Genomic DNA, 11551 nt, shown 5'->3' with positions numbered 1-11551 from the left:
TCGCTACTCGATCCACATGCTGTAGAGAGCGCTGCAATACTCACAAGGCTTAATGCGATAATCGCCATTTTTGTAATTTTTGTAATTCTAATTTTTTTCATCTTCTACTCCTTTTGTAGTTGATACTATGTTAACAGATATAATTTCTTAATTATTGATTATATAGAAGAAATAAAAGATATCTCGATGGGTGATCTTAAGATCAAAATTACAGATATAATATATGAAATAAATAAAGAATACTCACTAAATATTATGCATAAATTTATATTATTTAGTTAGTGAAAAAAATTCTGCTCTTGATCTATCACTCTCGCGTATCAATCCTTTTAATGAAGAAGTTACAGTGACAGCTCCTATGGATTTAACACCACGCAAAGACATACAAGTATGTTCAGCAACTAGCACCACACCTACCCCCTTTGGGTTTAATTCGCTTTGAATGAAATCGGCAATCTGTGCAGTTAATCGTTCTTGGACTTGTAAACCGCGCGAAAACTTTTCGACAATACGAGCTAACTTAGATATGCCTACGATCTTGTCGTCGGGTATGTAACCAACATGCGCGCTTCCAATAAATGGAAGTAGATGATGTTCACATATAGAATGGAAAGGAATGTCTTTTACTAATACCAACTCATCGTAAAAATTGTCGTTAGGGAATGTGGTCATTTCAAATTCAACAGGTGTTATCATTTCAGCATATGAATTCGCCATTCTTGCTGGCGTTAATTTTAAAGATGGATCACTAAGATCTACACCTAAAGCTTTCAACATCTCACCTGCTGCAATCGTCGCAGAATCAACATCAATATTGCCCTGCACAATTTTATTTAAATTTGTTTTTTTTTCAGTTTTCATTTAAAAGTCCTTCTCATGATATAAAATTTTTTGAATCATATAACACTGTATGTTTCAAAGTTATGTTTTATATTTTCAACTAATACATTAACAATGAAACACTTCTAAGCCCTGAACCATCACTAAGCATTCTTAGTCTAGCTACTTGATCATGTAAGTCTTTTAATCTTTCAGAAGAGATCTTTCTTCCAAATTGCGCTGCTTCAAAAATACCTTTTAAAAAGTACCGTTCACTTAATGCTGCTGTTGAATCAAAAGTTTCGTCTGATGGGTTATGGGTCAACGGAAGCGCCAAACCTGAATCAGTAACTTGTAGAAAAGGCTGATCTGTAACACCTTGTGATAATGCAAAATCTCTTAATACTTGTATATTATATCTTGTTTTTGTATGTTCGAACAAAAGTGTATATCTAACTCCATCAAAACGATAGGGAGCAAAATGTTTAGCTGCCCTAGGGTCATATAATGCTAAGGAACCTTCATCGCCTACATTATAAATTGATATAGGAATACCATTGTTTAAAAATTGTGTATCACCACTAGTACTTATAGAACCGCGTAGTGGATCAAACTCAGGAGTTATGTTTATTATGCTATCCAAATGAGGATAGCGATTAGATCGACTTGCTTGTACAGTAGCATCAACAATTCTTTCCGTAATGAAATTAGCGCGAATAGTAGGAAGAGACCCTAAAGGAATATTCGATCGCAGTTTAGGGAATTCCATTTCAAACATAAAGTCCGCGAGTTCTCTACAACGATAGTTATCTAACAATTCGTGTAATTCTTGAGCAAAAATGTCTGCAAGGTCTCCTTGTGGTCCATATCTTTCTGGCCAGCGCATAGACATACATCCACCGCCCCAATACAGCAATTGTTTACGTGACTCATATTGGATACCGTTTTCAACTTCTGAATCCTCTGAGAGAGTTGGCCAAAGATCTAAATAAGGATCAATAGAGAAATCTTCAAAGCGAGATATTGATTGAGAAGGTATATTTCCTAACATGTTAAAGACCATCTAATTTCATGTAATTTAAATATGTCACATAACCATAAAGATTACAATTATTAGACTCTTTTATACTTTTGAACCAATAGTGCTTATTATGCATGATAGTACCATTTTAGTATTAGCTTGATTATTTTGCAATACTTTGCATTAATGCACTATTAACATAATTAAAAATAGCAATAATACACTACTGTATATGTTTAAAATCAAGTTTATATAGCGATATTTGTAGTTATTTAATCCATACGCTTTTGATATTTGTGAACTCGCGGATTCCTTCTTCAGAAAGTTCTCTACCAATACCAGATCTTTTAATTCCGCCAAAAGGCATGCGTGGGTCACTTTTAACCAAGCCATTTATAAACACACAGCCAGCTTCGATACGTGGAACTAAAGTTTTAGCTCGTTTTATATCTTTAGTGTATATGCTTGCTCCTAAACCAAAGCGAGTATCGTTAGCAACGCTTATTGCCTCGTCATCATCCTTGACCCTTATGATACTAACTACCGGACCAAAAAGTTCTTCACTATAACTTGGTACATTTTCTGTAACATCAATCAGTATTGTAGGTTCCATAAAATAACCTTCGCGATCGATCCGTTTACCACCAGTCAGTATTTTTGCTCCAGCATCGACGCTTCTTTTAATTTGATCAAGTAGCTCGTTAAGTGCGTCTTCAGAGACGATTGGGCCAATCATAGTTTTTGGATCCATTGGGTCACCAACAATATAGCTCTCAAAAACTGATTTTATTTGTTTTAGAAATTCATCATAGATAGCATCTAGAACAATAAAACGTTTAGATCCTATACATGACTGGCCATTGTTTTGTAGACGAGACTTTGCAATAGTTTCACAAGTAGATTCAAGATCGCAATCTTCTAAAATGATTGAAGGATCAGATCCTCCAAGTTCTAATACTACTGGTTTTATTTCCTTGCCAGCTTGGGCGCCAACAATACTCCCGGCCTTTTCGCTACCTGTAAGCGACACACCTTTTATATAATCATTTTCTATTATAGTTTTAACCATAGAGGTTTCAATCAGTAGAGTTTGAAATACGCCCTCTGGCATACCTGCATCGAGCATAATTTTTTCCATTAATAAGGCTGCTTGTGGAACATTCGAGGCATGCTTTAATAAAACAGTATTACCTGCCATAAGTATTGGTGCAGCCATTCGTAGTGCTTGCCAAAAAGCAAAGTTCCATGGCATGATCGTTAAAATTACACCTAGTGGTTCGTAAGTAACAAAACTTTCGCTGCCATCTGTATTTATTTTTCTGTCACATAGATATGATGCGCTATGTTCGCCATAGTGTTCAAAATTTAATGCCGATTTTTCAACTTCTGCTTTTGCTTGTTCGAAAGTCTTTCCCATTTCTGTAGTTAAAAGTTCAGCATATTCATCTACATTTTCATGTAATTTTTTTGCAATAGAAAACATATGCTTTGCACGTTCATCAAGACTAATTGTTCCCCACTCTTTAAATGCATCATTGGAAATTTCTAGTCTTTTATTTAATTCTGATTCACTAAATGGTTCAAATTCCTTGAGCATTTCTCCTGTCGTTGGGTTAATTGAACGTATTGCCATATTCGACTCCTTATTTATTAGATATTTTTAAAGATTCTGAACTATTACTATAATCAAATTTCACAACAATAACATTCACTCCTGATGATTGTCCTAACACTTCTAAAGCTTCTACAAACTCTTTAGGTTTACTCACACAAATCGCATTCGCTCCATAACTTTTAGCGTAGTCCACAAAGTTTGGATTATTAAATGTTAATCCAAAATCAGCTAATCCTTCATTGTGCTGTTTCCATCGAATCATCTGGTAAGAATTATCTTCTAAAATAATTACCGTTAGGTTTTGCTCTAATGCTAAAGCTGTTGCTAATGCCTGTGAGTTCATCATAAAACCACCATCACCAACAACAGCGACAACTTGGCGATTAGGATGTACTAGTTTGGCTGCGATAGCAGAAGGTAATCCGGCACCCATAGTTGCTAGGGCATTATCTAGTAGAAGAGTATTTTCTTGTTTTGCGCAATAATGTCGCGCAAACCATATTTTATACATACCATTATCTAAGGTAACAATGCCATCGTCTGCGATCTTATTTCTCAATTCACTTACTAATACCTGTGGTGTTATTGTTGTCGCACCTTTTAACGCTATAGCAAATGATTCATCTAGCTTTCGTTTAGATTCAAGATGGTATCTGGTATCCCAATCTAACTTGTCTTTAACTAGGTCTAATTTTGCATTTAATTGACTTATCGCATTTGCTATATCACCAACAACTTCATATTGCGGATAATAAATTTCGTTGATGATCGCTGGTGCAAAATTTATGTGTACAACTGTTCGAGCGCCCTGCATTATAAATGGTGGTTTTTCAACTATGTCATGACCAACATTTATAATTAAATCAGATTTACTGATGCTTTGGTGTACATAATCGCCTTGACTTAGAGCAGCAGTGCCTGCGAATTCAGTAAAACTTTCACAAATAACACCTTTACCCATTTGAGTATTAACAAAAGGTATATTAAATTTAGTTATCAAATCTGTGAGCATATTTGATGTCCGTTTTCGATTAGCCCCTGCTCCAACAACTACTAGTGGTCGTTTTGCTTTTACTAGTAATTCTACAATTTTATTAATAGACGTTTCTGCTGCGATTGGCCGACGCACTTCGCTTATAGGAATCGGTTTATAGTCAATATTTTCCGCTGCAATATCTTCAGGTATTTCAAGTAGTACTGCACCTGGTCGTTCCTCGGTACAGAGCCGGATAGCTTCTCTTACATATGAAAAAGCAAAGGAGCCTTCAACTAACTGTTTTGAAAATTTCGTTATTGGTTTCATCATATCTACTACGTCGATAATTTGAAATGCACCTTGTTTACTTTCCCTAATTGGCTTTTGACCAGTGAGCATTAGTAATGGCATGCCCCCTAATTGTGCGTATGCAGCAGCAGTCACTAGATTTGTTGCACCAGGACCTAGCGTAGATAAAGCAACTCCAGGTATACCAGTTAGCCTCCCAATAGTAGCGGCCATAAAACCAGCTTCTTGTTCATGTCGCGTAAGTATGAACTTTATTATTTTAGATTTTCTTATCGCCTCAAGTACATCTAAATTTTCTTCACCAGGTACACCAAATATATATTTTATACCAGAATTTTCAAGACCTTCAATAATTGCATCAGCTGTTTTAATTTTATTCATCATTTAAGAACTCTCTGTTCGTATACTGAGCAAACTACTATATTGTTGATACCCATAGCAAAGTCTATTGATAAGGCTATTAGGCATGAGGAGATGGTATGAAATCTTATGACATAATTGTACTTGGGTCTGGCGGTGCTGGATTCCAAGTTGCTATAGCAGCAAAAAAAGTAGGAAAAAATGTTGCTGTTATTAATGAAGGACCATTCGGCGGCACTTGCTCTGTTCGTGGTTGTATACCAAAAAAAGTTTTGGCTGGTGTAGCAGAAATCGCAGACATTAATAGACGATTAGCTGAACTAAATATTTTAGATCAGTCTATTATGAACTGGTTGCAATTAATTGACTTTAAACGCAGCTTTACTGAAAGCGTTCCCAAACGTACAGAAAATGCATTAATTAAAGCTGGCATTGATATTTACACTGCTAGTCCTCGATTCATAAGCGATTTGACACTTGAAGTAAATGATCAAACACTTAGAGCTGATAAAATCCACATTGCAGTCGGTGCTAAGCCAGCTAAACTGTCAATTGAAGGCTTTGACCATATGATTACTAGTGACGATTTTTTAGAACTAGATGAACTACCAAAGCGTATTATTTTTGTTGGCGGTGGCTATATATCATTTGAGCTTGCACACATTGCTTCACGTTTTGGGGCCGATGTAACTATTTTACATTCTGATGATAAACCGCTATCAATGTTTGATTCAGATATGGTCAAAGAATTATTAAAAGCCTCAAAGGAAGTTGGCGTTAAGATTGTACTTAATAGCTCGGTATCGAAAATAACAAAATCTAATAAAGTTTTTTTAGTAAGAACAGAAGATGGACATGATTTTGAAACTGACAAGGTGATTCACGGAGCTGGTCGTCCACCAGCAATTTCAGATTTAAATCTCGAAGCAACAAATGTTGAATTCGACACACGTCGTGGTGTGAAAGTAAACAAATATTTACAAAGCGTTTCTAACCCAAACATATATGCCGCAGGTGATTGTGCTGATGCTGGACCTGCGTTATCACCTGTTGCTAGTATACAGGGATCGATAGTAGCCAAAAATATTCTTGGAGACAAAGTTATGCAACCAAGCTATTTGTCTACGCCAAGTGTATTATTTAGCACACCGACAGTTGCTAGCGTAGGTTACAATGAAGTAAGAGCTAAGCATGAAGGTCTCGAATTCGATGTTAGACATAATGATACATCTAAGTGGTTCGATGCTAAAAGGCTCAATCAAAAATACTCTAGAAGTAAAGTATTAGTAGAAAAGAAAACAAACAAAGTTCTTGGTGCTCACCTTATAGGCAACCATGTTGATGATATAATAAATATTTTTAGTCTTGCTATCGAACTCGGGCTGACAACAGAACAATTAAAAGCTCCAATAATGGCATTTCCGACTGTTAGCGATGACATGCGCTCTATGTTCTAACTAGATTGTTTTAATTAAATAACAAATAAAGGATAAAAACTTTTTGGTATTGTTAATTCTTATAATGAAAAAAAGTTATTGTTACACCCTACAAATATATGTTATAAAGAGAATGCTCAAATTATAATTAGTTATTTAGAAATTTTGAATTTAACTGGATACATACCTAATTGAACATTTTTCATATCTGATGATACTGTTGTGATTTCCATGAAACCTTCTTGACCGTCAGCATTTGAAGTATATGTTATTAGATCACAGTTATAAACGCCGTCACCATCTTTGTCTTCATCGAATGTCGAACCACCCATAACAATTACTGATCCCGAATCATCAACATAGAACAATTGATAAGAAAGAATATCGCCTTTAGATTTATCGTATTCAATAGTTACTTTTCGGCCATCACCAATTGTTATACCTTTGGCAGGTGGCTTAGTAATTGACTTATCTGATTTATAGTTATAGAAACCGTCAATATCATCAATCTTTGTTTTAGTAGAAGATTCTTTGTTATTTGTTGAAGATTCTTTCTTTGATTCTCCCCCACAACTACTAAATGTTACAGCCATAAGCAACAACGCAAGAACTACCATTGAGAATGTTAAAACTCTTTTATACATAAGACCACCTTTGTCAGAAAATTAATCGTAGCATAATTATATATATCATTAATAGCTATTGAGATAAAAAATGATGCTTAATGATGAATTCATGACGATTATACTTAAGAAGAATTTTCGATGAAGGAAACTGAATAGGTTTTCTAAACTCGTATTTTCTACTTTCTAATTTCTCTAATTTTATCAATCTCAAAATCATTAAAATTAAAACTCGAACTTGCCCACCATGTTTCAAGATCACGAATTAAACCAGTCGCTATTAGTACCCCTAGAATAATAAGTAATACACCAAGCGATTTCTTAAACCAACCATCACTTTTTGAGGCCCATGATATTTTTTTAATAACTCTTTGGCCACCAATCGCAATTGCTCCTAGAATAAGCGCTAAACCAAATACATATACAAAAAGGTTAAGAAGCCCAACAGTATAACTACTAGGAAATACTGTTGCTAAAATTATTCCATAGGTTGGTGAACAACTAGTAAAAATTGGACCAAGTGAAGCACCTAAAAGTATGTTTCTGATAACACCTGTTTTTTTTAAACTTGCATTTTGCAACTCGTGAGTTTTTTTGAGTAAGCCGATCTTCATTGAAATAAATGTCCAAATATTTGGAAAAACTAAAGCTGCACCAACAATTACGATTAGTACTCCAGATGTATTTTGCCAAATGCTTTCATTTACATCCAAGAATACTGTACTTACTTTTAACAATAGAGTGAAAGCAAAGATAGAAACCGCCATACTTGCAATAATTACAAATGGAGTTTTCCAGTTTTTTTCTGTCGAAGACCCAGCCAGCACAACGGGTAAAAGAGGCAACACACACGGCGACACAATAGTTAACAATCCAGCGATAAATGATAAGAATACATATTGCATTATATCCTCGATTGTAAAATTTTAAATCGACTATTGGCAATCAAATTATGCAATTGTATCCAAAATATCATTTAACGAAAAACTATCTGTCCACAATCCAATTTTTTTCCCTGAATTATCAACTTGAACCATGGTGTACTGTTGCCTTACACCATATTTTTTTTCTAGATCTTTTTCGCTGTCGTAATCAACTTTAAAGATTTTGACGTCACCCGGAATACTATCCAAGTTAGCTTTTATATCTTTATCGATTCCTTGACATGTTGAGCACCATGTTGCATGAAAAAACAAAACTACTTTATCGCTTGAAGCTGTTGCAGCTAAAGCTTGCGGAGTGTAATCATCATAAGTTCCAACACCACTTGCTTGATCGCTTTGATTTGGTGAACTTGTTTCGACGCTATTTGATTTTGTATTCGACGATGATTTCGATTTAGCTGTTTTGCTACATCCACTAAGTATGAGAATAGATAATATAACAGTTGCCGAAACTGCTAATATATATCCTATTTTTCGCTTATTCATAAATTCTCCAATTTATTTTATCTAATATCTATACGCAAGAATACACAAAATAGATGTGATTGATTCCGTTATATTATGTTAACTTAGTTTTGTATGGAATTATTCCACTTTTTGGATAGTAATCAGTGTTGCTGGTCTAATCGTTGAAGGCATCTTTTACATTTTGAATTTCGATACAAGATCCAAGATCCAAGATCCAATGAAATTGTTAAAACTACATTCGAAATGGCTAACAAAGCGATATTTAACATTGTATTCTTATCAGAGATAACAGAATTTTTCTACAATTCTTTGATGGAAATCTTGCCACCAGACCTACAAGAAAATCTTAAATCTTATAGTCAGGTAGTTATTGAATTATCCCCAGAAAACGATGGTGAACGAGCTTGGTTATGCGCCAAATGGGGTGTTGAATTGGCTGGCGATGAAGATGGAAATATCTTCGCAGAAATAGGTGATGAAATTCGTACTTCTTATGATGTTCTAAAAGCTGTTACCTTTGGCTTTAAATTCTGGTTGTCATCCTCTGAAGGTATAACTCCTGAATTTGCAGTACAAATAAGTTGGGTACAAGACAGCATAGCGATAGCCAAACAAGTAGGCGAAAAAAGAGGTTGGGAAGCTGTCAACTGGAAAGAACATCTTGAAGAAATGTGTTCTAAATAATTCTTTATACTTAAGTTTTCAAATTGGCTAGACGAGACAATATAAGCCTTGAAAGGATTTATGATGATAAAAAAAGTAAAATTTGCAACTGTACTAGTAACATTAGCCTTAGTTACTGGAGCATGTTCGGGTGGCAGTTCAGATTCTGAATCTAATAAAGAAAGATCAAGAGACAGACCAAGAGATGAATCTTCTTTTGTTGAAGAAACGAAACCAAAAAAACGAGAAGTCGAAAAAAGTGAACGTGCAGTATCGCAAACAATTAGCGATCCAGATCTTGGATATAGCATTACAGTAAACAAAATTACGCGAGGTGATAGTTTTGCTGAAGATACAAATGATTATCTAGAAGATGACTCAGTGCCAGTTATGGTTGAGATTACAGGTGTAAACAACAGTTCATACTATTCGAGCCTTACCCCACGAGATTTTAGGATCATTCTTTCAAATGGTGAATCCCTTAAAGAGCAATCGTACAATCTAAAACAAACCGCAGCTAAAAACGGCAGAGACTTACTTCCTAGCCTTGGCATTAGCCGAGGAGACACCGTAACTGGGTGGATAACTTTCCAAGTACCTAGTAACAAGATCGATTCTCTAAAGTTTGAGTATGTTCGTGAAGTTACAAAGCTTGCCAGTGGAGGTTCGTTACCAGAACTCAAGGTTGAAGTTCCGCTACCTTAAACGTTAAATAATAGGTTCAATAATAGACTTAGTTTTTTTAGTCGAACTGTTTAATATTAGATAAGCAATTGATGTTACGATGAATACTACAATCAAAGATGTTAGATATGATTGTTTGACTGTCTCTGGCTCATAGCCAAAACCTATTCCAAGATTTAATAATGGCAATATTAGTATCCATAAAACAAATTTGAATAATATGTTCCTATTATAAATAGCAAATAGATTAAATACACCAATTATTAAGTATCAAAACAAAAAGGGTCCAGATAAATGAATATCTGCACCCTGAACGATAAAAAGTCCCTGAACAATTTAATGTTCAGGGACTTTTAAATAAAAACCTGGCGACGACCTACTCTCCCAGGGGGTAACCCCCCAAGTACCATCGGCGCTGGAGCTCTTCACTTCTGTGTTCGGAATGGGAACAGGTGTTGCTTCTCCGCTATCATCACCAGAGACCTATGTTGAAACTGAGATCCTTCGAATCGCTTCGCTCCCTCAGGATGACAAAGTGACTCGACTGATTTCAGTCTTAACTATTCAACAGCGAACACAAACACCTTCGGATATTTTGAAAAATACTCAAGCCCTCGACCGATTAGTACCAGTCAGCTAAGAACATTACTGTCCGTACACTTCTGGCCTATCAACCTCATGGTCTATAAGGGGTCTTACTGTGTTAACCACATGAGAGATCTCATCTTGGAACAAGTTTCACGCTTAGATGCTTTCAGCGTTTATCTTTTCCGTGGGTCGCTAAACAGCCATGCCCTTGGCAGGACAACTGTCACACGAGAGCCACGTCCATTCCGGTCCTCTCGTACTAGGAACAGATTTCCTCAAATCTCTTACGCCCACACCGGATAGGGACCGAACTGTCTCGCGACGTTCTGAACCCAGCTCGCGTACCGCTTTAATGGGCGAACAGCCCAACCCTTGGGAGTGGCTACACCCCCAGGATGCGACGAGCCGACATCGAGGTGCCAAACTTTGCCGTCTATGTGAACTATTGGGCAAAATGAGCCTGTTATCCCCGGCGTACCTTTTATCCGTTAATCAACGGCGCTTCCACAAGCTGCCGCTGGGTCACTAAACCCGACTTTCGTCCCTGCTTGACTTGTAGGTCTTGCAGTCAATCATACTTATACTTTTGCGCTCGACGCCTGATTGCCAACCAGGCTGAGTATAACTTTGGACGCCTCCGATACTCTTTAGGAGGCGACCGCCCCAGTCAAACTACCCACCTGACGCTGTCCCAAGACCCGATCTAGGGCCTGTGGTGAGAGGTTCCGATATGAACAGGCTGGTATTTCAAGGTTGACTCCACAAAAGCTGACGCCTCTGCTTCGCAGTCTCCCAGCTATCCTACACAGTTCATACCCAAACCCAACATCAAGTTGCAGTAAAGGTGCACGGGGTCTTACCGTCCTGGTGCGGGAAACGAGCATCTTTACTCGTATTGCAATTTCGCCGAGTCTCCGGTTGAGACAGTAGCCAAGTCGTTACGCCATTCGTGCAGGTCGGAACTTACCCGACAAGGAATTTCGCTACCTTAGGACCGTTATAGTTACGGCCGCCATTCACTGGGGCTTAAGTTCGAAGCTTCGCG

10 protein-coding genes and 2 rRNA genes are annotated in these 11551 nt (G+C 36.7%); 3 read left to right on the top strand and 9 right to left on the bottom strand.

All coding sequences use genetic code 11. The annotated features are described in order from the left end of the window. Positions 1–270: 270 nt before the first annotated feature. The 4 genes from folE to KBF89_08040 all read right to left on the bottom strand — a co-directional run bounded on the left by folE (position 271) and on the right by KBF89_08040 (position 5121). Entirely contained in the window at positions 271–861 is a 591-nt protein-coding gene (gene folE, locus KBF89_08055; protein ID MBP9116275.1) for a GTP cyclohydrolase I FolE, read from the bottom strand. Positions 862–940: 79 nt separating this feature from the next. Beyond that, positions 941–1870 carry a hypothetical protein gene (locus KBF89_08050; protein MBP9116274.1) on the bottom strand — a complete coding sequence of 310 codons (930 nt, stop codon included), beginning with the start codon at positions 1868–1870 and terminating at the stop codon, positions 941–943. A 238-nt stretch (positions 1871–2108) separates the two neighbouring features. Beyond that, the gene (locus KBF89_08045) at positions 2109–3473 is read right to left on the bottom strand and encodes an NAD-dependent succinate-semialdehyde dehydrogenase (GenBank protein MBP9116273.1); all 1365 of its coding nucleotides are present in this window, start codon (positions 3471–3473) and stop codon (positions 2109–2111) included. A 10-nt stretch (positions 3474–3483) separates the two neighbouring features. Beyond that, positions 3484–5121, bottom strand: a complete 1638-nt coding sequence (locus tag KBF89_08040) for an acetolactate synthase large subunit (GenBank protein MBP9116272.1) — start codon at positions 5119–5121, stop codon at positions 3484–3486. A gap of 98 nt (positions 5122–5219) precedes the next feature. Between KBF89_08040 and KBF89_08035 the strand changes: the two genes are divergently transcribed. Continuing rightward, positions 5220–6557, top strand: coding sequence for an NAD(P)/FAD-dependent oxidoreductase (locus tag KBF89_08035; GenBank protein ID MBP9116271.1), 1338 nt, complete (start codon positions 5220–5222; stop codon positions 6555–6557). A 131-nt stretch (positions 6558–6688) separates the two neighbouring features. Here KBF89_08035 and KBF89_08030 read toward each other — a convergent pair whose 3' ends face one another. The 3 genes from KBF89_08030 to KBF89_08020 form a co-directional block, all read right to left on the bottom strand. Beyond that, a complete protein-coding gene (locus KBF89_08030) occupies positions 6689–7180 on the bottom strand; it encodes a hypothetical protein (GenBank protein MBP9116270.1) in 492 nt (163 codons plus the stop codon). Between the two features lie 158 nt (positions 7181–7338). After that, complete coding sequence (locus KBF89_08025; GenBank protein ID MBP9116269.1) at positions 7339–8064, bottom strand: cytochrome C biogenesis protein; 726 nt, start codon at positions 8062–8064, stop codon at positions 7339–7341. 45 nt (positions 8065–8109) lie between these two features. Further along, the gene (locus KBF89_08020; GenBank protein MBP9116268.1) at positions 8110–8589 is read right to left on the bottom strand and encodes a thioredoxin family protein; all 480 of its coding nucleotides are present in this window, start codon (positions 8587–8589) and stop codon (positions 8110–8112) included. A gap of 294 nt (positions 8590–8883) precedes the next feature. On the opposite strand from KBF89_08020, the gene KBF89_08015 reads away from it, so the two are divergent. Together KBF89_08015 and KBF89_08010 are read left to right on the top strand one after the other, a co-directional pair. Next, entirely contained in the window at positions 8884–9255 is a 372-nt protein-coding gene (locus KBF89_08015) for a hypothetical protein (protein MBP9116267.1), read from the top strand. Positions 9256–9315: 60 nt separating this feature from the next. Beyond that, entirely contained in the window at positions 9316–9939 is a 624-nt protein-coding gene (locus tag KBF89_08010; protein ID MBP9116266.1) for a DUF4352 domain-containing protein, read from the top strand. A 342-nt stretch (positions 9940–10281) separates the two neighbouring features. Here the strand turns inward: KBF89_08010 and rrf are convergent. Then, positions 10282–10398, bottom strand: a 5S ribosomal RNA gene (rrf, locus tag KBF89_08005). A gap of 122 nt (positions 10399–10520) precedes the next feature. After that, positions 10521–11551, bottom strand: a 23S ribosomal RNA gene (locus tag KBF89_08000); the annotation flags it as partial.

This window comes from Acidimicrobiia bacterium, assembly GCA_018057765.1.
GTDB lineage: Bacteria > Actinomycetota > Acidimicrobiia > IMCC26256 > JAGPDB01 > JAGPDB01.
This window is presented reverse-complemented; position numbering and strand designations above follow the sequence as displayed.

What these genes read in the sequence shown, in the direction of transcription:
- KBF89_08025 (MBP9116269.1), bottom strand. Translation starts at nt 8,064, where the DNA reads ATGCAATATGTATTCTTATCATTTATCGCTGGATTGTTAACTATTGTG.
- folE (MBP9116275.1), bottom strand. Translation starts at nt 861, where the DNA reads ATGAAAACTGAAAAAAAAACAAATTTAAATAAAATTGTGCAGGGCAAT.
- KBF89_08045 (MBP9116273.1), bottom strand. Translation starts at nt 3,473, where the DNA reads ATGGCAATACGTTCAATTAACCCAACGACAGGAGAAATGCTCAAGGAA.
- KBF89_08035 (MBP9116271.1), top strand. Translation starts at nt 5,220, where the DNA reads ATGAAATCTTATGACATAATTGTACTTGGGTCTGGCGGTGCTGGATTC.
- KBF89_08050 (MBP9116274.1), bottom strand. Translation starts at nt 1,870, where the DNA reads ATGTTAGGAAATATACCTTCTCAATCAATATCTCGCTTTGAAGATTTC.
- KBF89_08040 (MBP9116272.1), bottom strand. Translation starts at nt 5,121, where the DNA reads ATGAATAAAATTAAAACAGCTGATGCAATTATTGAAGGTCTTGAAAAT.
- KBF89_08015 (MBP9116267.1), top strand. Translation starts at nt 8,884, where the DNA reads ATGGAAATCTTGCCACCAGACCTACAAGAAAATCTTAAATCTTATAGT.
- KBF89_08030 (MBP9116270.1), bottom strand. Translation starts at nt 7,180, where the DNA reads ATGTATAAAAGAGTTTTAACATTCTCAATGGTAGTTCTTGCGTTGTTG.
- KBF89_08020 (MBP9116268.1), bottom strand. Translation starts at nt 8,589, where the DNA reads ATGAATAAGCGAAAAATAGGATATATATTAGCAGTTTCGGCAACTGTT.
- KBF89_08010 (MBP9116266.1), top strand. Translation starts at nt 9,316, where the DNA reads ATGATGATAAAAAAAGTAAAATTTGCAACTGTACTAGTAACATTAGCC.